This window comes from Acidovorax sp. A1169, from assembly GCF_030704685.1.
Lineage (GTDB): Bacteria > Pseudomonadota > Gammaproteobacteria > Burkholderiales > Burkholderiaceae_C > Acidovorax.
Map to the genome: position 1 here is coordinate 297,430 of NZ_JAUZDX010000003.1, position 24,246 is coordinate 321,675.

Consider the following 24,246-nt stretch of genomic DNA (forward strand, 5'->3'; position numbering starts at 1 on the left):
GCTCTCACCGTGGACGGCTCGGCGATGTCCACCGAGCACACCCCCGTCTGCGGCAGGTCGAGCTGTACCTGGTTGGCCGCCACCCAGTCGCCGGCAATGGCCGCCACCACCGAGCGTGCCTGCTCATAGCCTGTGGCCATCAGGAAATTGGGCGCGCGCCCGTAGCTTTTGGCGCCAATGGCATAGAAGCCGGGCTCCGGATGGGCCAGTTCCCTGTGGCCATGGGGGCGCACGGTGCCGCAGCTGTGCAGGTTGGGGTCGATCAGGTCGGCCAGCGCCTCGGTGCTTTCGATCCAGGGATCCAGGCGCGTGCGCAGCTCGCGCGCCAGCGACAGATCAGGGCGCGATCCCGCGGCCACGATGATTTCGTCAACGCCGTCCACGGGAGCCACGGTCGGATCGATGGCGCGCACGGTCATGCGGTCCGCGAGCAGCTCGACGGCCTGCACGCCAAAGCCAAGGTGCAGGATGATGCGCTGCTGTTCGACCAGATCGCGCAGTCGGGTGCCCAGAGCGCCGCGTGCCGGCAGCCCATCGGCACTGCCGCCGCCGAAGACCTTGCGCAGGTCCTTGCCCCGCACCGCCCAGTGCACGCGGGTGCCAGGTTCGTCATCTGCCAGTGCTGCCAACGCCAGCAGGTTGCCGGCAGCGGAATGGCCCGCACCCACCACCATCACCGAGCGACCTGCATACCGCCCACGGGCAGCCCCAAGGATGTCCGGCATGCCATAGGCTATGTGCTCCTGCGCCGCACCCTCGCCCAGCGCAGGAAAGCCATGGATGCCCATGGGATTGGGCTGGCCCCAGGTGCCCGAAGCATCAACGACGGCCTGGGCCCGGATCTCTTTCACCCCCTCTGAGGTCTCGACCATCAGCACGAAGTCCGCATGCTCCCGTCCGGCCGTCTTGACCTTGTCGAAGCCCGCGCGCGAAATGCCCAGCACCTGGTGGCCGAAATGGATGTGCGGCGCAAGCGCCCTGTGCGCCGCCAGCGGCCCCAGGTAGCGCTCCACCAATTCGCCGGCCGTGGGCAGGCCATCGAGATCGGGCATGGCCCAGCCAGTGCTTTCCAGAGCGCACGCGCCGCCGTGTCCACGTTGTAGCGCCAGGGCGAGAACAGGCGCACATGGCCATACGACTGCAGATGGGCGGCGACGCCGGCTCCAGCCTCGAAGACCTCCACCGCAAGGCCGCGCCCGACCAGATGGGCGGCGGCCGCCAGCCCGATGGGGCCGGCACCGATCACGGCCACCGTGAATGAAGAGCGGAATATGGAATCAGCCATATGGATCTCCTTCGTATTTCGTAGATTAACGAATATTCATGACAAAAATAAGAGGCCTGCGCCTCCTCACAGGGACTGGACCAACTGCTTGAGCTCGGCGAGCCGCGCCGGGTTGATGCAGTAGCAGGTGCGTTGCTCCTCGGCGGAGCCCAGGATCAGGCCCGCCTCCTTGAGCACCTTCACGTGCTGCGAGGTGGTGGACGGCGCCAGGCCCACCACGTCGGCCAGGCTGCCGAAGTAGCACTGGCCGTAGCTCGAAAGGTGGCGCAGCAGCTGGATGCGGGCCGGGTGGGCCAGCGCCTTCAGCAGCATGGCCAGCTCGGCCGTGCGGTCATCATCGAGCAGGAGCAGGACGTCTTCTTCTTCACCAGGGCAGCAGGACATGGGCGGCTTTCTTCATTCGTGTTTTTACGAATGATCGATCTTTGGATCAACCATGTCAAGGGTGCCGAGCACGCTAAGCCGAAATGACCAGCCTAGACAGTTCGGCAACGCCCACCGGCGTACGGATCAGCCAGGGAATGATGAAGGTGCGCTGGGCCAGGCCGTCGGCCATGCGCGCCATCTGCCTGCGCTCGCCATCGAGGCGGGCCGCGAGCAGCGGGTCGCGCGTGCCCGCCGCCAAAACGCTCTTGTTGAGCACCCATGCATAGGGCTCGATGCCGGCACGCCGAAGGTCCTCCTGCAGCGCTGCGGCCTGCGACACCGGCGTGACCTCGGGCAGGGCCACCAGGATGATCCTGGTGTATGCCGCGTCTTGCAGCCGCATCAAGGGCGTGACGAGCCGGCCCGCGCCATGCCCTTCAAACTCGCGCACCATCTGGCGGTGGTAGGCGCCCGTGGCGTCCATCAGCAGCAGGGAGTGCCCGGTGGGCGCCGTGTCCAGCACGACGAAGGCGCTGCGCGCCTCGCTGACGATGCGCGAGAAGGCGTGGAAGACGGCGACCTCTTCGGTGCACGGCGAGCGCAGGTCCTCCAGCAGCAGCGCCTGTTCCTGGGCGTCCAGGCCCGGTGATTTGGCGGCCATGATCTTGTTCACGTAGCGCTGCGTCTCGACCTTGGGGTCGATCCGGTCGACGCGCAGGCCCGGCACCTGGCCATCGAGCGTGCCCTGCAGGTGGGCGGCCGGATCGGTGGTGCTCAGGTGCACCGTCTTGCCGCGCTGCACCAGCCCCAGCGCCAGGGCGGCAGCCACGGTCGTCTTGCCCACGCCGCCCTTGCCCATCACCATGATCAGTCCGTGGTCGGCAGCGGCCAATTCATCGGCCAGAGCGGACAGACCCAGCAGGTGGTCGGTGCGCTCGATGGCCGGTGCCGGGTGCGGCGCGGCGTGGTGAACTTGCGTGGACAGCAGCGCCCGCAAGGCAGGCAGGCCGACTGTGTCGAAGCTTCGCAGCGGTACCTGGTCCTGGGGCAAGGCGCGCAGGGCGTCGGGCATTTCGGCCAGGGCCTGCTGCCCCAGGCTCTCGATGGCGGCGGCCACCCCATCCGCGCGCTCGCTGGCATGGAACACGCCGTTGACCACGAGCCGCTGGTTGTTCAGCCCCAGCGCATGCAGTTCCTCGCAGGTGCGCGCCGCCTCGGCGATGGCTCCCTTGTCCGGCCGCGCCACCAGGACCACGGTGGTCCTGGCCGGGTCGCTCAGCGCGTCGAGGGCCGCCTTGAAGCGGGCCTCCTGCATCTTCAGGCCCGAGTGCGGGCCCAGGCACGAAGCCCCGCGGTCATTGCCATCCAGAAAGCCACTCCACGCCTTGGGCAGGCTCAAGAGCCGCAGGGTGTGCCCCGTCGGTGCGGTGTCGAAGACGATGTGCTCGAACGCCCCGCCCTCGCCCGACAGCAGGGAGGCGAACTCGTCGAACGAAGCGATCTCGGTGGTGCAGGCGCCCGACAGCTGCTCGCGCACCGTCGCGCGCTCGTCATCGCTGGCGCCGCTGCCCATCTGCACCAGCACGCGCTGGCGGTAGGACTCTGCCGCCGTGTCGGGGTCGATGTTCAGCACCGACAGCCCCGGCGCGCCGGGCACCGGAGTGGGGATGTTGCGCAGCGCGATGCCGAGCATTTCGTCCAGGTTCGACGCGGCATCGGTGCTGACCAGCAACACCTTCTTGCCACCATCGGCCAGCGCCAGCGCAGCGGCCGTGGACAGCGATGTCTTTCCAACCCCACCCTTGCCGGTAAAGAACAGGTGCCGGGTGGGATGGCTCAAAAACCCCATGGGCTTCAGCCAGGCCTGCACCTGCTGGTGCGATGGAACCCCGCCGCTGTGCACCACAAGGCCGTCGATCATGACGGCGGGGGTGGCCATGACACCGGCGCGCCGGATTTCTGCCATGTCCTGTATCTGAAGGATCTCCACCTCGACCCCCGCATCCCGTGCGGCCCGTTCAATGGTGCCGACCGTGCTGTGGCATTTGCTGCAGCCCGGTCCCAGAACTTTGATTTGCATGGGTGCGGCCTTGGTGGAGTGTGGTGAAAAAGGGGTGGGAGCGCGTGAGCGGTGTGGCGACCGAGCATCTACCGGGCGACATGGCACCGCCATTGGGCTCCGCCCGCTAGGCAAGGGGGCTGATCTGGGTCAACTCCCGTGTGAACGCCTGGAAGGGAGGATAGGCCCATGGGTGCCTTGCCTCTGTGCGCCAACGAACCGAGGTGGCCTGGGTGCACCAGGCAACCGGACTTGAGACCACCTGGACCGCCATGTGCAGCGCGTGATCCGCGCTGCGAGGGGCACAAGGCGGTCAGGGAGACCGTCTTCACGCCCTGCAGCACCCCGGCAGGAACATCGACTTCAACTGGACCCAGTAGCCCGCACGCGCCGGATAGCGCGCGCTGGCCGCAAACAGGCCTACCCGCGCCGGGTCGTTGCCTGCGGGCGTGTAGCGCAAGGTGCCGAAGACCTGGTCCCACAGCACGAAGGCGCTGCCGAAGTTGGAGTCACCCTCGCTGCTTTCGGTGGAATGGTGCCAGCGGTGCAACTCGTTGGTACTGAACACGTAGTTGGCCCAGCCGCTGCGCAGATCGAGGTTGGCGTGCTGCAGCATGAGCACTGGTTGCGAGATGGCGAGGTAGCACAGGATCGCCTCGGCCGGGAAGCCCAGCAGCAGGGCCGGCAGCATCGACAGGGCGAAGTTGAGGGCGTGGTTGAGCGGGTGGAAGCGCAGGTTGTTGAGCGCGTACAGGCGCTCGCTGCCATGGTGCATGGCATGCAGCCACCACAGCGGCGCCAGCCTGTGGTGCAGCCGGTGCGCCCAGTACTTGCCGAACTCGATGAAGAGCGCCGCCAGAAGGACCTGCAGTGCAAAGGGCAGGCTTTGCAACCACGCCGAGCTGCCTGTATTGCCGGGCCCGCCGTGCCCATAGACCGCGAGCAGCGCCAGCGTGCCCAGCAGCTTGAGCAGCGGCTCCACCACCGCGACCAGGGTGGCTGCGCTGGCCCAGTCGGTGGCGCGGTCTCCGTTCGGCTGGTTCCAGCGGGTCCGGTAGGGGAAATAGCGCTCCAGCACGCTGGCCAGCAGCAGCGTCAAAACCGAGGCGAGGAGCACCACGGGCTCCAGCGGGCCCCCGGCAGCGCGGACGGCGGCGAACGCACCGAGACTGGCCACAGCGACCAGAACCAGGAGATGGCGGGACAAGAAGACGGGCATGGTCGGTCCTTTCGTGGTCAGGCCTGGAATACGTCGGTGTGGTGCGCCAGGGCATCGAACTTCAGCGGGACGGCGGGCTGCGCCGGCGACTGCAGGCTGCACTGCCACCAGCCCACATCGTGCCACTGCCCGTGCTTGAAGCCGACCTGGCGGTACACGCCCAGCGCCTCGAAGCCGACGGACTCGTGCAGCGCCACGCTGGCCTGGTTGGGCAAGGCAATGCCGGCGAATGCCTGGCAGTAGCCGAGCCCGACGAGGATGCGCTTGAGCTCGCCATACAACTGCTTGCCAATGCCCTGCCCCCGCGCGTCCTCGCGGATGTAGGCCGTGGTGTCCACAGACCACTGGTAGGCCGGGCGCTCGCGGTGCTTGCTGGCATACACGTAGCCGTTGACCCGGCCCTGCGTGTCCTCGCAGACCAGCCAGGGCAAGGTCTGCAGGGTCTGGGCGATGCGCCCGCGCATCTGCTCCACGGTGGGCACCTCCAGCTCGAACGAGATGCTGGTGTGCTGCACGATGGGCGCGTAGATGGCGGTGATGGCGTCAGCGTCGGCTGGCGTGGCTGTACGGATGGTCATGGGTCAGCGTCTGGTGGTACGGATTGAAGAGAGAACACGGCGCTGTTCAGCAGCACGGTCCCGCGTCCTTGGGCGGGCGCGGCAAGGTGCAGCAAGGCGCGGCCTGGTCTTGCCGCAGCGCCTTCATGAGCAACTGCAGCGACTTCTCGACGGCGGCGCGGTCGCGCTCGCTCAGGCATCCGAGCAACTGCGCAGCGTGGGCGTCCAGGGTGGTGTTGAGTTCCATGACCGTGCGAGTGCCTTCGGGGGTGAGCGTGACCAGCCAGCTGCGGGCATCCGCTGGGTTGGGCTCTTTGGTCACCAGGCCGCGCGCGGCCATGGCCTCCACCGCACGCGAGACCCAGCTCTTCTCCAGGCTGACCCGCGCGCCGAGTTCGGACAGTGGCAAGGGCCCTGAGCGCCCCAGTTCCGTCAGCAGGTGGCACTGCGTATTGGTGGTGTGGCTGCACTCGGCCACCACGCGCTGGGCGCGGGTGTACATGCGGGCCACCTCGCGCAGCAGACTTCCTGAATCGGCAATGGTCATTTGGATGTGTATAGCAACTACCTGGCGGCAGACTACCTACGGCCCATTTCGTTGTCAATAGCAACTACATGGGCCGCAATCCCCAAAGGTGAGGGCTTCAGAGGGACGCCTGGTTGACCCGGCGCATCAGCGCCTCGCCCGACTCCTTGCGCTCGCTGTAGCGGTCCACCAGGTACGGCGACACGTCGCGCGTGAGCAGGGTGAACTTCATGAGTTCTTCCATCACGTCCACGATGCGGTCGTAGTAGGCCGAGGGCTTCATGCGGTTGTCGTCGCCGAACTCCTGGAAGGCCTTGGCCACCGAGGACTGGTTGGGGATGGTGAGCATGCGCATCCAGCGGCCGAGCACGCGCATCTGGTTGACCGCGTTGAACGACTGCGAGCCGCCGCACACCTGCATCACCGCCAGGGTCTTGCCCTGCGTGGGGCGCACGGCCCCCTGGGCCAGCGGGATCCAGTCGATCTGGGTCTTGAGGATGCCGGTCATGGCGCCATGGCGCTCGGGCGAGCACCAGACCATGCCCTCGGACCAGGCGGCCAGGGTGCGCAGCTCCACCACCTTGGGGTGGGTGTCCGGGGCGCCGTCGGCCAGCGGCAGGCCCTCGGGGTTGAAGATTTTCACCTCGGCGCCCAGCGCCGTGAGGATGCGTGCGCCCTCCTCGGTGGCCAGGCGGCTGAACGAGCGCTCGCGCAGGGAGCCGTAGAGCATGAGGATGCGCGCGGGATGGGTGGACGCCAGCGGTGCGGACAAACGCGCGGCGTCGGGCACCTGCAGCAGTTGCGCGTCGATGTGGGGCAGGTCAGAAAGCATGGGGCAGGCCGTGGTGCGGTAATGGTGGTTGCTCAGCTGTGTGCGATTCGGTTCAGCTGGGTCTGCAGGTCGGCGTCGCTCAGGTCGGCCAGGGGCAGCTCCAGCAATTGCAGCATGCGGTAGCCGATGGCCTGGCGGGTGATCTCGAAGGCCTGGCGTTTGGCCTCGTCGCCGCCCTGGGCATTGGAGGGATCGGGGTAGCCCCAGTGCATCTGGATGGGCGTGCCCGGCCAGTACGGGCAGACCTCGCTGGCCGCGCTGTCGCAGACGGTGATGACGATGCGCGTCACCGGCGCATCGGCGGCGGTGAACTCGTCCCAGCTCTTGCTGCGAAAGGCGTCCGTCTTGACGCCCGCGCTGGCCAGCGCTTCGAGTGCCAAGGGGTTGATGCGGCCGCTGGGTGCGCTGCCGGCGCTGTGGGCCTGCACGTCCAGGCCGCGGACCTTGGCCAGTTGGTTGAGCATGCCTTCGGCCAGCACGCTGCGCGCGGAGTTGTGCGTGCACAGGATGAGGATGTGGGTGGTCATGGTCGTGGAAAGGAATGAAAAAGTGAGGGAGCCCGGGTGGGGTTCACGCCTGCCCGATGTCCTGGATCTGGCGCTTGATCGCCAGGGCATCGAGCTTCTCCAGGGGCAGCGCCAGCAGCAGCTCGATGCGCCGCTTGAGGATCAGCGCCGTGTCGCGGAAGGCCTTGTCCACCGCTTCGGGCGTGCCCTCGGCGGCCGAGGGGTCTGGCACGCCCCAGTGCGCGCTCATGGGCTGGCCCGGCCAGATGGGGCAGACCTCACCGGCGGCGTTGTCGCAGACGGTGAACACGAAGTCCATCTCGGGCGCGCCGGCCTGGGCAAACTCGTCCCAGTTCTTGCTGCGCGCGCCTGTGGACGGCACATGCAGCCGCTCCAGCGTGGCCAGGGCCAGCGGGTTGACGGTGCCGCTGGGGAAGCTGCCAGCCGAGTGCCCCCGAAAGCGCCCTCCTCCGAAATGGTTGAGCAAGGCCTCGGCCAAGATGGAACGGGCAGAGTTCTGCGTGCAGATGAAGAGCACGTTGTAGGTTTTTTCAGTCATGGGGAAAGACTCCAGGAAGTGGCGACGGCGGCGGGTTGAACGTTTAATTTCAACATTTCATTAAATATTGAAATAATGACCATGAAACGACAGACAATGGATCGGCCTATCAGGCCGCAGCAGTGGCCTTGGGGCGCTTCTTGCCCACGGTCGAAGCTGGCGCGCAGCCAGCCTTGACGGGCAATTCGGCACACAGGCCCGGATTGCCCGCGCAGCACTCTTCGGTCAGGTAGGCGATCAGATCGACCATCAGCGCCAGGTTGGCCCGGTAGCGCTGGTAGCGGCCCTCCTGCTCCACGGTGAGCAGCGAGGCGTGCGTCATGCCCTTGAGGTGAAAGGACAGGTTGGTGGGCGGCACGTCCAGCGCCGCCGAGATCTCGCCGGCCACCATGCCGCCGGGCCCCTGCCGCACGAGCAGGCGGAACACGTCGAGCCGCACCGGGGAGGACAGCGATTCGAAGACGGCGGTGGCGGCGGTTTTTTGCACGGACTGACTATACAAGAGCGGTTGGATGGCGGCGAAGGCCCAGGGATCAAGCGACCCGGTGGCCCTGCGCGTCGATGACCAGCTCGCCATCTTCCTTGGCGAAGGGGCCGGGCAGCGCGGGCAGCAGGTCCAGCACCACCTCCGAGGGGCGGCACAGCCGGGTGCCGGCGGGCGCCACGACGATGGGCCGGTTGATAAGGATCGGGTGGGCAAGCATGGCATCGAACAGTTGCTCATCGGACAGTGCGGGGTCCTGCAAGCCCAGCTCGTCATGCGGGGTGCCCTTTTGCCGCAGCAGCGCGCGCACGGGGATGCCCATGGCGGCAATCAGCTCGGTGAGCTTTTCGCGGCTGGGCGGCGTCTTGAGGTATTCGACGACGGTGGGCTCGATGCCGGCGTGGCGGATCATCGCGAGCACATTGCGCGACGTTCCACAGGCCGGGTTGTGGAAGATGGTGTGGTCGGTGGAAGCTTGCATGGCATCAATAATACAACTATTATTGAAATATTCAAGCACCCGTTGCATTGCCCCTCTCGCGGGCGGCTGCGGGCCACATTCATCGAAACCACCACCAAGAAAGAGGGAACAGATGCTTCTGGCTCTGTCGATATTCATCGCCACCATCGCGCTGGTCATCTGGCAGCCGCGCGGGCTGGGCATCGGCTGGAGCGCCAGCGCCGGCGCCGCCGTGGCGCTGCTCACCGGCGTCGTGCAGGTGTCCGACATTGCCGTGGTCTGGCAGATCGTGTGGAACGCCACGGCCGCCTTCATCGCCATCATCATCGTCAGCCTGCTGCTCGACGAGGCGGGCTTCTTCGAGTGGGCGGCCCTGCATGTGGCGCGCTGGGGGCGCGGCAGCGGCCGCATGCTGTTTGCGCTCATCGTGCTGCTGGGCGCGGCTGTCGCGGCGGTGTTCGCCAATGACGGCGCGGCACTCATCCTCACCCCCATCGTGATTGCCATGCTGGTGGCACTGGGGTTCAGCCCCGGCGCCACCCTGGCGTTTGTGATGGCGGCGGGCTTCATTGCCGACGCGGCCAGCCTGCCGCTGGTGGTGTCCAACCTGGTGAACATCGTCTCGGCCGACTTCTTTCGCATCGGGTTCAATGAATACGCCTCGGTCATGGTGCCGGTGAACATCGCCTCGGTCGCGGCCTCGCTGGCCATCTTGCTGCTGTACTTTCGCCGGGAGATTCCGGCAACCTACAACCAGGACCAGCTCAAGCTGCCGGCCGCTGCCATCCGCGACCCGGCCACCTTCAAGACGGGGTGGGTTGTCCTGGTGCTGCTGCTGGTCGGCTTTTTCGGGCTGGAGCCGCTGGGCGTACCGGTCAGCGCCACCGCCGCCGCAGGCGCCGCACTGCTGCTGGCCGTGGCGGGCCGGGGCCACGTGATCAGCACAAAGAAGGTGCTGCGCGAGGCGCCCTGGCAGATCGTCGTCTTCTCGCTGGGCATGTACCTGGTGGTCTACGGGCTGCGCAACCAGGGGCTGACGGCGTACATCAGCCAGTGGCTCAACGCCTTTGCCGGCTACGGCATCTGGGGTGCGGCCATGGGGACCGGCGTGCTGACGGCGGTTCTGTCATCCCTGATGAACAACATGCCCACCGTGCTGGTGGGCGCGCTGTCCATCGACGCATCCGCCGCCACCGGCGTGGTGAAGGAGGCCATGATTTACGCCAATGTTATCGGCAGCGACCTGGGCCCCAAGATCACCCCCATTGGCTCGCTGGCCACCTTGCTGTGGCTGCATGTGCTTGAGCGCAAGGGCATCCGCATCGGCTGGGGCTATTACTTTCGCGTGGGGGCGGTCATCACCCTGCCCGTGCTGCTGGTCACCCTGGCGGCGCTGGCGCTGCGGCTTTCGCTGCGATAGCACGGCGGCAACAAAGACACACGTGAAAACGGGCCGGCACACAGGGGTGCCGGCCCGCCGTCAATCAGCCAGGTTCAGGCGATCAATCAATCGCAGCAGCCCAGCATTTCCAGGCAGCACTTGGCCAGTTCCGTGCAGCAGCCCGACTGGGCCATGGCCATGCCGGCCATCGACAGCAAGACAGCGGCCACGCCGAATTTGAAGAGTTGTTTTTTCATTGGGAAATTCCTGATTGAGAAATGAATGGATTGGATAGAAAACGGGAAACGAGAAATCATCCAGACCTCAATCGGGCGGCCTCCACACCGGGGCATCCCAGGACACCCACTGCCGACCGGCCCCGATGGCATGCATCGAGGCCCGTGATACCCCGAGCCATGGAGCGTCCGGGGCGCCCATCAACGGCGTGCCACAAGGCTGGCAGCCGGCCATGCCGCAGGCATCGGCAGTGCCGCAGTCGGCAATGCAGCAATGCTCGTAGCCCGACATGCTGGCCGACACCGTTTGGGTGAGGAAAGCACTGCCCAGCAACAGCAAGCAGATGGCAAGGAATCTTCGCACGGCTGGAATGTACCCCAGCCGTGCGTCCCAGCCAAACCCAAGGCTTTGGCCCTGCGACCCTCCCGGCAGCCTACTTGCTGCCGCCCGCCAGTTCCACCACCGCCACGCGCCGGCGCAGGCGCTCTGCCGCGTCCTTGTCCCCCGCTGCCTCGGCGCGCTGCACCTGCAGCAGCAGCCAGGCCATGAGCGGGCGGCGCCAGCCCTGGGCGGAGGCGGTGTCTGTCGCCGTGGCGATGACGGCCGGGTCGGCCCGGCCGGCCTGCAGCAGCACACCGGCGGCGACCAGGCGCGAGAGCGGGTCTTCGATGGCGGCCAGCGCAGCCCCGCTGGCCCCTTGCGTTGCCACGGCGCGCTGGGCGGCGGGCAGCAGCGCCACCTCGGGCGCGGTCAGGGCACGGCCCGCCAGGTGGTCGGCATAGGCGCGCTCGGGCGGCGCGGCATCCTGGCGCAGGGCCTCGAAGGCGGTGCAGGGCTCCACCACCAGGCTGGCCACCTGGGCGGCGCAGCGCAGCAACTCCAGCCGGGCCAGCAGGTCCGGGCGGCCCGTGCGGGCCACTTCGGCACGGGCGCGCTCCCATTCGAGCTTGTCGACGCGGGCATTGCCCGAGAGGTAGGCGTCCAGCGCCTTCTGCGCGGAGCCATGGGCGTTCATTTCCCATTCGGGCTCGGGTGGCTTGCTCGCGCAGCCGGCAAGGAATGCACCGACCAGGGTGGCGGCGAGAAGGCTTCGCGCAAAGGGCATCGTCTTGTGGGTCATGGCAGCTTGATCTCCCGGTCGCGTGCAAACGGCCATTTGCGGTTGATCTCGGTGACCAGGCTGTCGATCTTGCGCAGGTTGCTTTCGACCTCGGCGCGCAGGGCACCCAGGTCGTTCGTGGCCTCGCGGGCATTGGCGCCCACGGCCTGGGCCTCGACCAGCACTGCGTCCACCTTCTTGAGGCTGGTGCGGGTGTCGGCCAGCAGGTCATTGACCTGGCCGACGGCGGCGCGCAGCTCGGGCACCAGCGCATCCTTGTTGCCATCGGCGCCGAAGACCTGGCGGTCGGCGCGCGCGGCCAAAGTATCCAGGCGCGCCAGCAGGGTGTTGGTGCGGTCCAGTGTGGTCACGAGCTTCTTGGCATCGCTCTCGCTGCCCATGAGGGCGCCGAGCACACCGCCCGGGCCATTCAGGCGCTCGGTCAGCTGCTGCACGTTGCTCAGGGTGCTGCCCAGGGCTGCGTCCTGCGCGGTCAGGTTGTTCAGGTTGCCCAGAAGCTCGCGCGCCGAGGCCATGAGCTGCGGGATCTCGGCCGTGGCATCGCCGCGCAGCACGGGGCGCACGGCGCCATTCTCCAGCGGCGGGTCGGTGAGGATGCCACTGTAGGCGCGGATGTTGGTGCCGCCCACGATGCCGCGCACCAGGGTGAACACGCTGGAGCTGCGCAGCCAGTGCGCGTCTTTGCTCGGCACCTCGATGGTGATGCGGGCATTGCCCTCGTTGGCCAGTTCGATGCGGCGCACCCGGCCGATGGGAAAGCCCGAGAACGTCATGTCCATGCCCACCACCACGCCCTCGGAATCGTCGGCCGTGAGCACCAGGGTCTGCGTGGGCTCGAACACGCCGCGCGCATACATCAGGAACAGGCCCGAGCCGACGATGAGCGCCAGCGTGAACATCAGCAGCGCCGCGGCCTTGATCTCCAGGTAGGCCACGGGGCGCAGCGTCTCCTGCGTGGAGCCTTCGGTCGGCGGCGGCGGCGCGGGCGGTGGTGTGCGGTCGGTCATGGGGTGTTGTTGTTATGGGTTAGTAGTAGTTGCCCATCAGCGAGGCCACTTCGATCAGCAGCAGCACGGCAAACATGCGCGCCAGGCCGCCCAGCTCCGAGTCGGGCTGGCCCCGGCCCTCGGCGTCGTACAAACCGGCGGCCATGGGGATCAGCGCCACGGTGAGGCTGAAGAACAGCGTCTTGAGCGCGAACAAGGTGGTGACGCTGGGGGTGAACACGCGGCCGAACATGCGTGTGTAACCCCCCGCCTCGGCCAGGTTGAAGCCGTACACGCCCAGGTAGCCCATGACCAGCGCCACCACGCAGCTGAGCGCGGCCAGCGTGATGCTGGCGAACACCCCGGCCACCACGCGCGGCAGCAGCTCCACGCGCACCGGGTCCGAACCCTGGCGGCGCAGCTCGTCGAAGCGGCCCGACTGGCGCAGTAGCGCGAGTTGCGTGCCGTTGGGGATGGTGGCGCGCATGGCCACGAAGAGTGCGGCCGTGAGCGGGATCAGCTCCAGCACCAGCACGCGGATCACCATCTCCATGGCGTAGCGCGAGAGCCCGTAGCTGAGCGCCGTGACCACCACGATGCGCGTGAGCACCAGGCTGATCAGCGCCGCCAGCACCGTGAAGCCCAGCAGCACCGGCGCAGTGTCCAGGTACAGGTGGCGCGCCAGCGAGCGGCGCGTGGCGCGCCCGTAGCTCGACGGCGAAAGCACAAGCACCAGCACCACCGCCCCCAGGTACAGGATGCGCCACCACGCCACGGCCCAGCGGCGCAACGTGCTCCAGGCACGCTCGGGCAGGGACAGGCCGGGCAGGCGGTTTATCATGCGGGACATGATAGCGCTGGCGGATCCCTCGCCAACGCCGATGGCCCGTGCGGTCCATCGGACATTTGCGCCAGGGACGGGAGACTCGGTGGTACCCACAAACGCAGGGTGGCCCCCGCAGGTCGGAGGTAAAACCCGGCAACACCGGCCTATCGTGCGTTGCAGCCGACGCGCCCTCTGTCGTCAGGCCACCGGCTCCCAGCGCCCCGTGCGCTCGGACAGCCACAGGGCATCCATCACCCGCGCCTGGGCCACCGCGTCATCAAGACCATCGGGCTGCGGCCCCGCTGCGTCGCGTACCCGGCGGGAAAACGCCTCCACCTGCAGCCGGTACTGGTCGCATGCCGGCAGGGTTTCGACGGTGATGCCGCTGCCATCGAGCTGCCCGCCGTCGTCCACCGCCAAACGCATCTCGCCGCCCCGCACCGCATTGAAGGGGATGAACAGTTCGATACGCCCGCGCGTGCCCACCACCTGCACCCGTTGAAATCGGGCGCTCTGCGTCGAGACGGTGAATGCCACCTGCCTGCCGGAGCCAAAGTCCAGCAGTGCGCTGGTGAGCCGGTCGGTCCCCAGTTGCGGGTCGCGGTCTACCAGCGCAACGGCGCGCAAAGGCTCGCACTCGAACAGATAGCGCCCCGCCAGAACCGCATAGCAACCAATGTCGAACAGCGCCCCACCGCCGATGCCGGGCTGGTTGCGGATGTTGCCCGGATCGTCGTTGAAGTACGAGAAGAACACCTGTACCGCTTGCGGTGTGCCGATGCGCCCCGCGCGCACCAGTTCGCGGGCGCGCAGCCACTGCGGGTGGTGGCGCACCATGAAGGCCTCCTCGATGTGCACGCGGCAACTGGCGGCCCTGAGCAACTCGGCCTGTGCCGCGCTGAGCGCCACCGGCTTCTCGCACAGCACATGCTTGCCAGCGGCCGCCGCCTGCAGGGTCAGCGGCACATGCAGGTGGTTGGGCAGGGGGTTGTAGATCGCCTCGATGGCCGGGTCGGCCAGCAGTTCTTCGTAGCTCCCGTAGGCCTGGGCAATGCCCAGCGACCGCGCAGCCCCCTCGGCAGCAGGCAGGGAGCGCGAGGCGATCGCGCGCAACTCGACCAGCGGGCTGGCCCGCATGGCGGGAATCACCTGCTGGATGCCGATCCTGGCGGTACTCAGAACACCCCACACCACTGGTTTCATGGGCACTCCCCGTTCACAACGGCGGGTCAAAGATAGCTGTTGAGCAGATTCTCGAGCAGCTCCTGCCGCCCGGAAACCGGCCGCGTGTCCTGGTTGCGCTGCAGCGCACGGGCCGCCACCTCGTCCAGCCCCAGCCGGCCGGCCAGCAGGTCCTGGCCAAACGCATCACCCCAGCCGGCGTAGCGGGCATCGACATGGCGGGCCAGGCGCCCGTCGGTGACCATTTTCTCGGCAATCAGCAGCGCCCGGGCCGAGACATCCATGCCGCCGATGTGGCCGTGGAACATGTCCTGTGCATCCAGCGACTGGCGCCGCACCTTGGCGTCGAAGTTCAGGCCCCCGGTGGTGAAACCGCCGGCCTGAAGGATCAGGTACAGGGCCAGGGCCGTCTCGGGGATGTTGTTGGGGAACTGGTCGGTGTCCCAGCCGCACTGCATGTCGCCGCGGTTCATGTCGATCGAGCCGAAGATGCCCAGATCGATGGCGGTGGCGATCTCGTGCTCGAAGCTGTGGCCCGACAGCGTGGCGTGGTTGGCCTCGATGTTGACCTTGATCTCCTTGTCCAGCCCATAGCGGGCCAGGAAGCCATAGACCGTGGCGGTGTCAAAGTCGTACTGGTGCTTGGAGGGTTCGCGCGGCTTGGGCTCGATCAGGATCGTGCCCTTGAAGCCGATCTTGTGCTTGTACTCCACCACCATGTTCAAAAAGCGGCCCATCTGGTCCAGCTCATGGCCCACGCGGGTGTTGAGCAGGGTCTCATAGCCCTCGCGGCCACCCCACAGCACATAGTTCTCCCCGCCCAGCTTGAGCGTCGCGTCCATCGCCTCTTTCACCTGCAGGGCCGCCAGGGCAAAGATTTCGGGGTCGGGGTTGGTCGAGGCGCCGGACATGAAGCGGCGGTGGCTGAACAGGTTGGCCGTTCCCCACAGCAGCTTCATGCCCGTCTCTGCCTGCTTGGCCTGCAGCACATCGACCATCTCGTGCAAGTGGTTCACGCTCTCGCGGGGTGTGCTGCCCTCGGGCGCCACGTCGCGGTCGTGAAAGCAGTAGTACGGCGCGCCCAGGCGCACAAAGAAGTCAAACGCCGCATCGGCCTTCATGCGCGCTGCGGCCATCGGGTCGGCCGTGCGCTGCCAAGGACGCTCGAAGGTGCCGTCGTAGCCGAAAGGGTCGAACCCGTTCCAGCAGAAGCTGTGCCAGTAGCAGACGGCAAAACGCAGGTGCTCCTCCATGCGTTTGCCCAGCACCAGGCGGTCTTTGTCGTACCACTTGAAGGCCAGCGGGTTGGAAGACTCAGGGCCTTCGTAGGCGATGGGGGCAATGTCGGAAAAGTAGGTGCTCATGGGTTTCTCGGCTAAGGACATCAGGGCCTGCGGTACAGGCTGCGAAACAGGGCGTGGCGAGGCGCCAGCAGCGTGCTCTCGCCCGGGTCGGGCTGGTAGAAGGTATCCACGGGGGGAGGCAGGCAGGTGGAGGCCATCGGGGCCCCGGCGCTCAGGGCGCCCAGGCGGGCGGCGCCCAGGGCGCCGCCGACGGCCGAACCACCGTGGGTGACGATCTCCACACCAAGCGCGCTGGCCAGCATCTGGGCCCAGAAGGCGCTGCGGGCGCCGCCTCCCACCAGCGACAGGCGCGAGACCTCGCTGCCGGCGGCGTTCAATGCGGCCAGGCCATCGCGCAAGCCAAAGCTCACGCCTTCCATCACTGCGTAGCCCAGGCGCGCGGCATCGGTATCGAAGTCCAGGCCGTGGAAACTGCCCCGCACACCGGCGTCGTTGTGGGGCGTGCGCTCGCCGCTCAGGTACGGCAGGAACAGTGGCGCGGCCTCTCGGCCCGCGGCATCCAGCGCCGCCGCGCGTGCCGCCACGTCTGCAACATGGGGCGTTCCCAGCAGCTTCGCGACCCACTGCAGCGCGCTGGCCGCCACGAGCATCACACTCATCTGGTGCCAGCGGCCGGGCACGGCATGGCAGAAAGCGTGCGTAGCGCTGGCGGCATTGGGCTGGTAAGTGGGCGTGACCACGAACAGCACGCCGCTGGTGCCCAGCGACAGGAACCCCTGGCCTGGCTGCACCGCGCCCATGCCCACGGCGCTGGCCGCGTTGTCGCCCGCACCGCCCGCCACCACGGTGCCAGGCCGCAGGCCCAGCGACTGCGCGACCTCGGCCCGCAGCCGCCCGCTGACCTCGCTGCCCTCAACCAGCCGGGGCATGTGCCGGCGCGCAAGGCCGGTCAGCGCCAGAAGGGGGTCGGACCAGTCACGGCGCTGCACATCAAGCCAGAGCGTGCCGCTGGCGTCCGACATGTCGCTGACGTGTTCCCCTGTCAGCATCAGGCGCACATAGTCCTTGGGCAGCAGCACCTTGGCCACGCGCCGGAACACCTCGGGCTCGTGGCGCGCGACCCAGCGCAGCTTGGGCGCAGTGAAACCCGGCATCGCGAGGCTGCCGCCCAGATCGCTCAGGGCCGCAAGCTCGCGCATCATCTCGCTGCACTCTGCGGCGCTGCGCGTGTCGTTCCACAGGATCGCGGGCCGCAATACGCGGTCTTGCGCATCCAGCAGCACGGCGCCATGCATCTGGCCAGAAAGGCCAATGGCTTGCGTCGCCGCATACTCGCCCGGGTGCGCCGCACGGAGGCTGGCCAGGGCCGCCTGCGTGGCGCCCCACCAGTCAGCGGGGTCCTGCTCGCTGTGGCCCGGATGGGGCCGCGACACCGTGAGGGCCACGCCCGCCGAGCCCACCACGCGCTGGTCAGGCCCCAGCAGCAGGGCCTTGACTTCGGAGGTGCCAATGTCGATGCCGATGTACATGGGTTGTTGCAATCAATCAGTGAAGGAACTGGCGCGCTGCTTCGCCCTGCCGGTGTTCGGGCTCGTCCGGTGGCGCAGTGACCGCAGGCGCATGCATGGGCCGAAGCTCGTGATGCAGCACCAGTGCCGCCGCGCCGACGGCCGAGGCCAGCAGCCCGTAGCGGGCCGAACGCACCCTGGGCGCGGCCATGCCTGCGCTGGCCGCATAGCCCTGCAGCGTTTCTCGGGCCACGCGCACGATGTCGGGATAGCGCTCGCAGGAGGGTCCACCGACGACCAGTACGCCCGGGTTGAAGGTAGTCCACAGGTTTTGCAGCACCACGCCCAGGTAGACGCCGCCGCGCGCTGGCTCGGCCTGCCGCTCCAGAGCGCGGGCGCCAAGAAAGGTTTCGGCACATCCCTTGCGTCCGCAGGAGCACGCCGGTCCGTCGATCTGCAGAATGCTGTGGCCGATTTCGCCAGCCATGCCCTGCAGCCCGGTGAACAGCCGGTCGTTGAGCACGATGCCAGCGCCCACGCCCACGCCGCAGGTCACGAAGATCAGCGAATCCGTCGCTTCACCGCCCGCAAACTCGTATTCGCTGAGTGCGGCGGTGTCGGCTTCGTTTTGCACATGCATCGCCACCGACGGGCTGCCAGCCTCGGCCAGGGCGCGTGCCATCAGCGGCAGGAAGGCCACATCGCGCCAGCCCAGGTTGGGCGCGAAGCGGATGGTGCCGGTGGCCTCGTCGAACGCGCCGGGCACACCGATGCCCATGCCAGAGACCAGCACCGGCCTGGCCGCCAGTTCGCCATGCGCGCGCACCGCCAGGGCCGCAACCTGGCCGCACACCGCTCCAGGCGCGCGGTCGGCCAGGGGCTCCTCTGCAGACCACAGTACCTCGCCCGTGAGCGACACACCCACCACGCGCAGCGACTCGACCCCGATCTCCACGCCCAGCATGGCGCGGCGGCTGCCGTCCAGCTGCAAGGGTGTGGAGGGGCGGCCAAGGCCCTGCGCGGCCGCCAGGCTGGTTTCGGTGATCCAGCCCTCTTCGATCAACTCGCGCACCAGCAGGCTCACGGTCGACTTGGTCAGGCCGCTCTCGCTGGCCAGTTGCGCGCGAGACAGGCCGCCCCGCTGGCGCAGCAACCGCAGGAGCACGCTGCGGTTGATGCGTTTGACAAGTTGCTGGTCGCCGGTGGTTTTCATGGTGTGGTCTTCGGAGCGCCGGTTTTCAAAGGCTGTGGGCCTGCGCTTTTCCCTCGGGTTGTTTGCCGGCGATGATCATGCCCAGAACCTCGTCCTCGGTGACCCCCGCAGTGCGGTAGGTGCCCACCAGGCGCCCGTTCTTCATCACCGCCAGGCGGTCGCTGAGCCCGAACACGTCGGGCATGTCGTGGGTGATCAGGAGGATGCCCACGCCCTCGGCCTTGAGCTGGCGCACGAGGTTGCCCACCATCGCGGTTTCCTCAGGACCGAGCGCGGCAGTGGGCTCGTCCATGATCAGGATGCGCGCATTGAAATAGATGGCGCGCGAGATCGCCACCACCTGGCGCTGGCCGCCCGACAGGCGCCGCACCGGCGTGCGCACGTTGCGAAAGTTCTTGTTCAGGCGCTCGAATACCTTGCGCGCTTCGGCGTCCATGCGGTGGTCGTCCAGCGTGCGCCAGGGTGTGAGCAGCTCACGCCCCAGGAACAGGTTGGCCACTGCGTCCAGGTTGTCGGCCAGCGCCAGCGTCTGGTAGATCGATTCGATGCCGAGGCGCTGGGCATCGACAGGCGTACGGATGTGGGATTTTTGCCCCTGCACCAGCACCTCTCCGCTGTCGATCGGGTAGGCGCCCGCCAGCATCTTCATCAGCGTGGACTTGCCTGCACCGTTGTGCCCCAGCAAGGCGACAACCTCGCCCGGGTGCAGGTTCAGACTGACACCGTCCACCGCCTTCACGCCGCCAAACGACTTGCCGATGTCGCACATTTCCACCAGGGGCGCGTTCATGCCGCGTCTCCCGTCACGCGGCGATAGACCACGTCGAACACCACGGCGGCAATCAGGACCTGGCCGATGATCACGTAGCGCAGGCCAATCGAGATGTCCAGCAACAACAGGCCGCTGTCGATGCTTTGCATGATGAGCGCGCCCAGCACCGATCCCAGAATGGAACCACTGCCGCCGGAAAGCGCCGTGCCGCCGATCACGGCCGCTGCGATCACAAACAGCTCCATGCCCGTGCCCAGTGAATTGGTGCCCGCGTTCAGCCGTGCAATGGAGACCATGGCCGCGATGGTGATGAGAACCCCCATCAACGCAAACAGCATCAGGGTGACGCGACGCACCGGAATACCGACCAGCGCGGCGGCCTCCGGGTTGCCCCCCATGGCAAACACATAGCGGCCAAAACGTGTGCGGCGCACGATGAACGACAGCACCACGGCCACGCCGCCCCAGATCAGCACGGGGATCGGCACGCCCTGGGGCGCGTCCTTGGTGGGGATCTGGTAGGCATTCATCGTGGCCACAAAGGCCACGGCAATCAACGCTGGCACGGCGGCCACCAGGGCATCCAGCCACAGCGGCGGGCTGGGCACACCATACGCAGCCTTGGCCCGGCGCCGCAGCCAGGTCTTGACCCCCATGGCCACGACCAGAGCCAGCGCCAGCCACCAGCTGGCCTGCACGCCGATGGCGCCATCAAAACCACCGCCCAGCCTTTGAAAGAAGGCGTCGCTGACCGGTTGGGTCTTGCCATCAGCCACCAGAAAGGCCGCGCCGCGAAACGACATCAGGCCACCCAGCGTGACCACGAAAGACGGCACCCCCAGCATTGCCGTGAGCGCACCCTGGTAAAGCGATACGCCGATGGCGACGGCCAGCCCGGCGAGGGACGCCTCGACCCAGTGCCAGCCGGCGGTGTACATCAGCGTGGCGATCAGCACACCCACAAACCCCATGACGGAGCCGACCGACAGGTCGATGTGGCGTGCGACGATGACCAGCACCACCACCGTGGCCACGATGCCGACCACCGCGGTCTGCTGGGCAATGTTGTAGAGATTCTCGGGCGACAGGAACAGGCCGCCGGAGAGGATGTTGAACACGATGGCCGTGGCCACCAGGACCACCCCCATCAGCACCAGCCGCCAATCGATGGCCAACTGCCTGAGGACATTGGGAACAGGACTCACAAGCGCACTCCGCCAGAAACAAAAAAGGACCGCAGGCCAGGGGCGGCCCACGGTCCGGGAGCCTTCAGCCGTCAGGCAGGCAACGCCATCACTTGCACGCCTCAGGCCCCTTGGCGGCGTCCACGCCCTTGCACAGGTCGCTCTTCTTGATCCAGCCCGCCTTGACCACGAGGTCCAGGTTTTTCGCCGTGATCGGCACGGGCTTGAGGAACTGCGCCTGCAAGGACACCTTCTTCTCCCCCCCGTTCCAAGCCTGCGCGCCGGCAATCTTCTGGCCCTTGGCCAAGGAGACAGCGGCCGATGCGGCATCGCGGCCCAGGTCGCGTGCATCCTTCCAGACCGACACCGTCTGCGAGCCCTGGGCCACGCGGTTGAGCGCGGCGTGGTCGCCGTCCTGGCCCGACACCGGAATGCCTTTGATGCCCTTGGCCGTCAGCGCCGCCACCACGCCACCGGCGGTGCCGTCGTTGGAGGCCACCACGGCATCGATCTTGCCGCCGGTCTTGGTGATGATCTGCTCCATGTTCTTTTGCGCCACCTCGGGCTTCCAGCCTTCGGTGTATTCCTCGCCAACGATCTTGATGTCGCCCTTGGTGATGGCCGCCTCGATCACTTCCTGCTGCCCGGCGCGCAGAAAGTTGGCGTTCGGGTCGGTGGGCGAGCCCTTGACCATCACGTAGTTGCCCTTGGGCCTGGCTTCGAAAACCGCGCGCGCCTGCATGCGGCCGACCTCGACGTTGTCGAAGGTGATGTAGAACACCCCGGCCGCCTCGATCAGGCGGTCATACGCCACCACCGGGATCTTCTGCTGCGCGGCCTTGTTGACGGCCGGCAGGATAGCGTCCTTGTCCATCGCCAGCACGATCAGCACCTTGGCGCCTTTAGCGATCAGCGAATCCACGTCGGAAAGCTGCTTTTCCGGTGAACCGCCCGCATCCGCGCTGATGTAGCTTGCACCCAGTTTGGCCAGTTGTTCCTTGATGGCCTTCTCGTCGGTCTTCCAGCGCTCTTCCTGGAAGTTGGACCAGCTCACGCCCACGACCTGGGCAAAAGCGCCGACGCTGGCCAAGCCAAGCGCCAGGGCCATCAACGTTGTCTTCAGTTTCATCTTTGTCTCCGTGATTGGCCTCGTGCGGGCCTTGGTTGCTGAATCTGGCGTTCATGCTTGTCGTGCCGCCTGCCCTCCCGCAGGACCTGTGCGCCCAGCTTGCCCAGGCAGCCTCTTCAGGACATGAAGTCATTTAGTGCGGACGACGAACAAATTATGGAAGCTGCAGTTTATGCAATACATCGGGATAAACCCGACATAGTTTGATCAACGAACTTATAACGAATTGACGGGTGGTATAGGGGGTGGTGTAGTGTGCTGCCCCACAAACAGGTGCTGTCAATGCACCCGACTTCCCCGGAGAACCCCCATGAAGCGACTTCTCTTCGCCCTGGCCCTGTGCGCCGCATCCCCTTGCTTTGCCGGTACCCTGAAAATTGCCTGCATCGGGCCGGAATCTGGTGATTGCCCGGTCGCCATCGATGCCACGTTGGACACCGAGCGGCTCAGCGTTTCGTTCATCACGGGGCCCGCACGGTCAGACGGCACCCACGCGACCGTGAAGACGGGCTGGTGTGGCCCCAGCAGGGACCGGCCCAAAGGGGGCTGGGGCTTTTCTGAACAGGGCTGTGCCGAGCTGGGGACGTTCAGGGTGGTCAACGGCGAGCTGACCAAGCGGCAGTTGGCGCAGGGGCAAGTCCAGTTCGGAATCTTCAGCCCGATGGCCATCTGTTTTGAAGGCTCCCTGGGCCCCACTTGCGTTGGACAGAACGCTGGATTCAAGCCGTAGGCAGGCGATGCGGCTTGCGGGAAACTGGCACGGCGCGCCCTGGGGCCTGGGCGCACAAGGCTTGCGTGCTCTAATGCCGCATTTCCAGCAGCGGTGCCAGGGAGAGGCGATGGGTTACAGGGTTTCTTGGATCAGCGTGGCAGCGAAGGCCGGTGCAGACGTTCTTGCCGAGCTGGGCTTGACCGACAGCGCACAGCCCGTGCCGCCAGATACCGTGCCCATGGCGGGCGCACTTTTGGCCAACGGCACGTACGTTAGCGTTTTTAACGAGTTCTTTCATCCGATGATCGATCCGCTGTTGATGAAAGTCCTGTCGCTGAACTGCATCGTCGTCGGGTGCACCGAGGACGAGAGCACCAACGCCTCGATGGCGTTTCTCTGCCGCGATGGGGCGCGGGTGTGGACGGTCTCCCATGTCTTGTCGGAGGGCGGCGATCACCTCGGTATCGAAGGCGTTGCGCCCAGGGCGCTGGCACCCTTGCTGCAGGCAGCGCTCCAATCGCGTGCGGAGCACGGCCACGATGCCGTCTTCGGCGTCCCTGCAGCCCTCGCTGAAGAGGTGTGCGGTTTTCGGCACGGTGGGCGACAAAACGGGCCTGCACCCGTGTTCACACGCCTCGACCGGAGATTCGCGAACATCGATGCCACGCTGGGCGAACTCGTGCGCGCTGCGGCGGGTGTGCTGCAGGCCGCAGGCTATGTGCAAGAGGACGCCAGCCGCCCCGGTCTTTTCACCAAGACCACCGAGCATGAACGGATCCAGGTATACCTGCGCCACTCGACGACGCCGGAAATAGGAGTCATGTACTTCGACGTGCGCGCCGAAGTGTGCAACCGGTATGTGGACGGACTGATGCACCAGGCGGTGCCGCAGCTGCACGCCACGCAGACGGCGGTGCTGCGCTGGTCAGGCGCATTGGATGGGGACAGTGCACTGACAACCCCCGCCGAAGTGGCCGCATGCCGATCACAACTCCAGAGCGCGTTCTCGCCATGGCTGGCCCGGCTGCGCGACCTGGTGGCGCTGGAGGCGCTGGTCAACGGCCACCCCCCCTCTGGCAGCGCGATGGGAGAGGCCACGCAATGCCATTTCGATGGCGACACCGGCTACTCCCGGCTGATCCTGGCGTACCTTGCATCCAACCCGCGCTTCGAGGACATGGTGGTGCAAACCGAGCGCGCCCTGTCGCGTGGCAAGCCTGACCCGAAAAGTGACCTCAACAAGGTCTGCAACCACTTGCGAGCGCACGCCAAGCCAGTTTCACGGGCGACCGTGCGCTGAGTCAGTCCCTGGCCATCTCATCACACATGCCGCTTGGCCGGCGCCGGCCCGGGCGGCGCCACCGGCTCGGCATCGGCGCGCTCGTGCAGTGCGTCGATCACATGGCAGTGCCCGTCGATGCCGTCGCAGCGGCGGCGCAGGGCAATCAGGTCGCGCTCTAGCGTCTTGAGCTCCTGCAGGCGGATACGCACGTGGGTGAGGTGCTCGTCCAGCGTGTCGCAGGCCGTGTGGTCGGCACCGGCGGCCGAGCGGTCGAGAGCCAGCAGGGTGCGCACCTCGTCGAGAGACATGTCCATGGCCCGGCACAGGCGGATGAAGCGCAACTGGTGGATGTCGGCATCGCTGTACAGGCGGTAGCTGCTCTCGTTGCGCGGGCCGGGCGCAAGCAAGGCCTCTTTCTCGTAGTAGCGGATGTTGGCGGTGGAGACGCCCGAGCGTTGGGCGGCCTCGCCGATGCGTAACCTGGCTGCGTCTGTTGGCATGCGCTTGACCTTCAAGTGACTTCAAGGATTCCAATCATGGCATGGCGGATCGCAATC

26 protein-coding genes are annotated in these 24,246 nt (G+C 67.0%); 3 read left to right on the forward strand and 23 right to left on the reverse strand.

Features of this window, described 5'->3' with window-relative positions:
* Nucleotides 1–871: 871 nt before the first annotated feature.
* From QYL93_RS31930 to arsC, 11 genes are all read right to left on the reverse strand, one after another.
* Entirely contained in the window at nt 872–1,285 is a 414-nt protein-coding gene (locus QYL93_RS31930; RefSeq protein ID WP_370876948.1) for an FAD-dependent oxidoreductase, read from the reverse strand.
* Between the two features lie 66 nt (nt 1,286–1,351).
* Nucleotides 1,352–1,669 (reverse strand): helix-turn-helix transcriptional regulator, encoded by a 318-nt coding sequence (locus QYL93_RS07525; protein WP_305743070.1) that lies wholly within the window; start codon nt 1,667–1,669, stop codon nt 1,352–1,354.
* A 73-nt stretch (nt 1,670–1,742) separates the two neighbouring features.
* Nucleotides 1,743–3,731 carry an arsenical pump-driving ATPase gene (arsA, locus tag QYL93_RS07530; RefSeq protein ID WP_305743071.1) on the reverse strand — a complete coding sequence of 663 codons (1,989 nt, stop codon included), beginning with the start codon at nt 3,729–3,731 and terminating at the stop codon, nt 1,743–1,745.
* A 307-nt stretch (nt 3,732–4,038) separates the two neighbouring features.
* Complete coding sequence (locus QYL93_RS07535) at nt 4,039–4,929, reverse strand: sterol desaturase family protein (protein WP_305743072.1); 891 nt, start codon at nt 4,927–4,929, stop codon at nt 4,039–4,041.
* A 17-nt stretch (nt 4,930–4,946) separates the two neighbouring features.
* Nucleotides 4,947–5,507 (reverse strand): arsinothricin resistance N-acetyltransferase ArsN1 family B, encoded by a 561-nt coding sequence (locus tag QYL93_RS07540; RefSeq protein WP_305743073.1) that lies wholly within the window; start codon nt 5,505–5,507, stop codon nt 4,947–4,949.
* Nucleotides 5,508–5,553: 46 nt separating this feature from the next.
* The gene (locus QYL93_RS07545; RefSeq protein ID WP_305743074.1) at nt 5,554–6,033 is read right to left on the reverse strand and encodes a MarR family winged helix-turn-helix transcriptional regulator; all 480 of its coding nucleotides are present in this window, start codon (nt 6,031–6,033) and stop codon (nt 5,554–5,556) included.
* A 97-nt stretch (nt 6,034–6,130) separates the two neighbouring features.
* On the reverse strand, nt 6,131–6,844 hold the full coding sequence (gene arsH, locus QYL93_RS07550) for an arsenical resistance protein ArsH (protein ID WP_305743075.1): 714 nt from the start codon (nt 6,842–6,844) through the stop codon (nt 6,131–6,133).
* Between the two features lie 32 nt (nt 6,845–6,876).
* A complete protein-coding gene (locus tag QYL93_RS07555) occupies nt 6,877–7,371 on the reverse strand; it encodes an arsenate reductase ArsC (protein WP_305743076.1) in 495 nt (164 codons plus the stop codon).
* A 43-nt stretch (nt 7,372–7,414) separates the two neighbouring features.
* Nucleotides 7,415–7,909: an arsenate reductase ArsC gene (locus QYL93_RS07560; protein WP_305743077.1), complete on the reverse strand. Its 495-nt coding sequence runs from the start codon at nt 7,907–7,909 to the stop codon at nt 7,415–7,417.
* 109 nt (nt 7,910–8,018) lie between these two features.
* The gene (locus QYL93_RS07565; RefSeq protein WP_305743078.1) at nt 8,019–8,396 is read right to left on the reverse strand and encodes a helix-turn-helix transcriptional regulator; all 378 of its coding nucleotides are present in this window, start codon (nt 8,394–8,396) and stop codon (nt 8,019–8,021) included.
* Nucleotides 8,397–8,442: 46 nt separating this feature from the next.
* On the reverse strand, nt 8,443–8,874 hold the full coding sequence (gene arsC / locus QYL93_RS07570) for an arsenate reductase (glutaredoxin) (RefSeq protein ID WP_305743079.1): 432 nt from the start codon (nt 8,872–8,874) through the stop codon (nt 8,443–8,445).
* Nucleotides 8,875–8,986: 112 nt separating this feature from the next.
* Here arsC and QYL93_RS07575 point away from each other — a divergent pair, with 112 nt between their 5' ends.
* Nucleotides 8,987–10,273: an arsenic transporter gene (locus tag QYL93_RS07575; RefSeq protein ID WP_305743080.1), complete on the forward strand. Its 1,287-nt coding sequence runs from the start codon at nt 8,987–8,989 to the stop codon at nt 10,271–10,273.
* 86 nt (nt 10,274–10,359) lie between these two features.
* Here the strand turns inward: QYL93_RS07575 and QYL93_RS07580 are convergent, their stop codons facing one another.
* The 11 genes from QYL93_RS07580 to xylF all read right to left on the reverse strand — a co-directional run bounded on the left by QYL93_RS07580 (nt 10,360) and on the right by xylF (nt 21,695).
* Nucleotides 10,360–10,491, reverse strand: coding sequence for a hypothetical protein (locus QYL93_RS07580; protein ID WP_305743081.1), 132 nt, complete (start codon nt 10,489–10,491; stop codon nt 10,360–10,362).
* 413 nt (nt 10,492–10,904) lie between these two features.
* Nucleotides 10,905–11,591: a hypothetical protein gene (locus QYL93_RS07585; protein WP_370876949.1), complete on the reverse strand. Its 687-nt coding sequence runs from the start codon at nt 11,589–11,591 to the stop codon at nt 10,905–10,907.
* The gene (locus tag QYL93_RS07590) at nt 11,588–12,598 is read right to left on the reverse strand and encodes an MlaD family protein (protein WP_305743082.1); all 1,011 of its coding nucleotides are present in this window, start codon (nt 12,596–12,598) and stop codon (nt 11,588–11,590) included. The genes QYL93_RS07585 and QYL93_RS07590 overlap by 4 nt, the downstream gene beginning before the upstream one ends.
* 19 nt (nt 12,599–12,617) lie before the next feature.
* Nucleotides 12,618–13,418, reverse strand: a complete 801-nt coding sequence (locus tag QYL93_RS07595) for an ABC transporter permease (protein WP_305743239.1) — start codon at nt 13,416–13,418, stop codon at nt 12,618–12,620.
* Between the two features lie 183 nt (nt 13,419–13,601).
* A complete protein-coding gene (locus tag QYL93_RS07600) occupies nt 13,602–14,606 on the reverse strand; it encodes a Gfo/Idh/MocA family protein (protein WP_305743083.1) in 1,005 nt (334 codons plus the stop codon).
* A 26-nt stretch (nt 14,607–14,632) separates the two neighbouring features.
* On the reverse strand, nt 14,633–15,949 hold the full coding sequence (gene xylA / locus QYL93_RS07605; protein ID WP_305743084.1) for a xylose isomerase: 1,317 nt from the start codon (nt 15,947–15,949) through the stop codon (nt 14,633–14,635).
* Nucleotides 15,950–15,969: 20 nt separating this feature from the next.
* Nucleotides 15,970–17,418 carry a xylulokinase gene (gene xylB, locus QYL93_RS07610; RefSeq protein WP_305743085.1) on the reverse strand — a complete coding sequence of 483 codons (1,449 nt, stop codon included), beginning with the start codon at nt 17,416–17,418 and terminating at the stop codon, nt 15,970–15,972.
* Nucleotides 17,419–17,434: 16 nt separating this feature from the next.
* Nucleotides 17,435–18,610, reverse strand: a complete 1,176-nt coding sequence (locus QYL93_RS07615; RefSeq protein ID WP_305743086.1) for an ROK family transcriptional regulator — start codon at nt 18,608–18,610, stop codon at nt 17,435–17,437.
* Nucleotides 18,611–18,635: 25 nt separating this feature from the next.
* Nucleotides 18,636–19,400 carry an ATP-binding cassette domain-containing protein gene (locus tag QYL93_RS07620; RefSeq protein ID WP_305743087.1) on the reverse strand — a complete coding sequence of 255 codons (765 nt, stop codon included), beginning with the start codon at nt 19,398–19,400 and terminating at the stop codon, nt 18,636–18,638.
* Complete coding sequence (locus tag QYL93_RS07625; RefSeq protein ID WP_370876951.1) at nt 19,397–20,530, reverse strand: sugar ABC transporter permease; 1,134 nt, start codon at nt 20,528–20,530, stop codon at nt 19,397–19,399. Before QYL93_RS07625 ends, QYL93_RS07620 begins: the two co-directional genes overlap by 4 nt.
* Nucleotides 20,531–20,675: 145 nt before the next feature.
* On the reverse strand, nt 20,676–21,695 hold the full coding sequence (gene xylF, locus QYL93_RS07630; protein ID WP_305743089.1) for a D-xylose ABC transporter substrate-binding protein: 1,020 nt from the start codon (nt 21,693–21,695) through the stop codon (nt 20,676–20,678).
* A 310-nt stretch (nt 21,696–22,005) separates the two neighbouring features.
* Between xylF and QYL93_RS07635 the strand changes: the two genes are divergently transcribed.
* Both QYL93_RS07635 and QYL93_RS07640 read left to right on the forward strand, forming a co-directional pair.
* On the forward strand, nt 22,006–22,425 hold the full coding sequence (locus tag QYL93_RS07635; protein ID WP_305743090.1) for a hypothetical protein: 420 nt from the start codon (nt 22,006–22,008) through the stop codon (nt 22,423–22,425).
* Between the two features lie 136 nt (nt 22,426–22,561).
* Nucleotides 22,562–23,707 carry a hypothetical protein gene (locus tag QYL93_RS07640; protein WP_305743091.1) on the forward strand — a complete coding sequence of 382 codons (1,146 nt, stop codon included), beginning with the start codon at nt 22,562–22,564 and terminating at the stop codon, nt 23,705–23,707.
* A 20-nt stretch (nt 23,708–23,727) separates the two neighbouring features.
* Here the strand turns inward: QYL93_RS07640 and QYL93_RS07645 are convergent, their stop codons facing one another.
* Complete coding sequence (locus QYL93_RS07645) at nt 23,728–24,189, reverse strand: MerR family transcriptional regulator (RefSeq protein ID WP_305743092.1); 462 nt, start codon at nt 24,187–24,189, stop codon at nt 23,728–23,730.
* Between the last annotated feature and the right edge of the window lie 57 nt (nt 24,190–24,246).

What these genes read in the sequence shown, in the direction of transcription:
- QYL93_RS31930 (WP_370876948.1), bottom strand. Translation starts at nt 1,285, where the DNA reads ATGGCTGATTCCATATTCCGCTCTTCATTCACGGTGGCCGTGATCGGT.
- QYL93_RS07525 (WP_305743070.1), bottom strand. Translation starts at nt 1,669, where the DNA reads ATGTCCTGCTGCCCTGGTGAAGAAGAAGACGTCCTGCTCCTGCTCGAT.
- arsA (WP_305743071.1), bottom strand. Translation starts at nt 3,731, where the DNA reads ATGCAAATCAAAGTTCTGGGACCGGGCTGCAGCAAATGCCACAGCACG.
- QYL93_RS07535 (WP_305743072.1), bottom strand. Translation starts at nt 4,929, where the DNA reads ATGCCCGTCTTCTTGTCCCGCCATCTCCTGGTTCTGGTCGCTGTGGCC.
- QYL93_RS07540 (WP_305743073.1), bottom strand. Translation starts at nt 5,507, where the DNA reads ATGACCATCCGTACAGCCACGCCAGCCGACGCTGACGCCATCACCGCC.
- QYL93_RS07545 (WP_305743074.1), bottom strand. Translation starts at nt 6,033, where the DNA reads ATGACCATTGCCGATTCAGGAAGTCTGCTGCGCGAGGTGGCCCGCATG.
- arsH (WP_305743075.1), bottom strand. Translation starts at nt 6,844, where the DNA reads ATGCTTTCTGACCTGCCCCACATCGACGCGCAACTGCTGCAGGTGCCC.
- QYL93_RS07555 (WP_305743076.1), bottom strand. Translation starts at nt 7,371, where the DNA reads ATGACCACCCACATCCTCATCCTGTGCACGCACAACTCCGCGCGCAGC.
- QYL93_RS07560 (WP_305743077.1), bottom strand. Translation starts at nt 7,909, where the DNA reads ATGACTGAAAAAACCTACAACGTGCTCTTCATCTGCACGCAGAACTCT.
- arsC (WP_305743079.1), bottom strand. Translation starts at nt 8,874, where the DNA reads ATGCAAGCTTCCACCGACCACACCATCTTCCACAACCCGGCCTGTGGA.
- QYL93_RS07575 (WP_305743080.1), top strand. Translation starts at nt 8,987, where the DNA reads ATGCTTCTGGCTCTGTCGATATTCATCGCCACCATCGCGCTGGTCATC.
- QYL93_RS07580 (WP_305743081.1), bottom strand. Translation starts at nt 10,491, where the DNA reads ATGAAAAAACAACTCTTCAAATTCGGCGTGGCCGCTGTCTTGCTGTCG.
- QYL93_RS07585 (WP_370876949.1), bottom strand. Translation starts at nt 11,591, where the DNA reads ATGACCCACAAGACGATGCCCTTTGCGCGAAGCCTTCTCGCCGCCACC.
- QYL93_RS07590 (WP_305743082.1), bottom strand. Translation starts at nt 12,598, where the DNA reads ATGACCGACCGCACACCACCGCCCGCGCCGCCGCCGCCGACCGAAGGC.
- QYL93_RS07595 (WP_305743239.1), bottom strand. Translation starts at nt 13,418, where the DNA reads ATGATAAACCGCCTGCCCGGCCTGTCCCTGCCCGAGCGTGCCTGGAGC.
- QYL93_RS07600 (WP_305743083.1), bottom strand. Translation starts at nt 14,606, where the DNA reads ATGAAACCAGTGGTGTGGGGTGTTCTGAGTACCGCCAGGATCGGCATC.
- xylA (WP_305743084.1), bottom strand. Translation starts at nt 15,949, where the DNA reads ATGAGCACCTACTTTTCCGACATTGCCCCCATCGCCTACGAAGGCCCT.
- xylB (WP_305743085.1), bottom strand. Translation starts at nt 17,418, where the DNA reads ATGTACATCGGCATCGACATTGGCACCTCCGAAGTCAAGGCCCTGCTG.
- QYL93_RS07615 (WP_305743086.1), bottom strand. Translation starts at nt 18,610, where the DNA reads ATGAAAACCACCGGCGACCAGCAACTTGTCAAACGCATCAACCGCAGC.
- QYL93_RS07620 (WP_305743087.1), bottom strand. Translation starts at nt 19,400, where the DNA reads ATGAACGCGCCCCTGGTGGAAATGTGCGACATCGGCAAGTCGTTTGGC.
- QYL93_RS07625 (WP_370876951.1), bottom strand. Translation starts at nt 20,530, where the DNA reads ATGGGGGTGGTCCTGGTGGCCACGGCCATCGTGTTCAACATCCTCTCC.
- xylF (WP_305743089.1), bottom strand. Translation starts at nt 21,695, where the DNA reads ATGAAACTGAAGACAACGTTGATGGCCCTGGCGCTTGGCTTGGCCAGC.
- QYL93_RS07635 (WP_305743090.1), top strand. Translation starts at nt 22,006, where the DNA reads ATGAAGCGACTTCTCTTCGCCCTGGCCCTGTGCGCCGCATCCCCTTGC.
- QYL93_RS07645 (WP_305743092.1), bottom strand. Translation starts at nt 24,189, where the DNA reads ATGCCAACAGACGCAGCCAGGTTACGCATCGGCGAGGCCGCCCAACGC.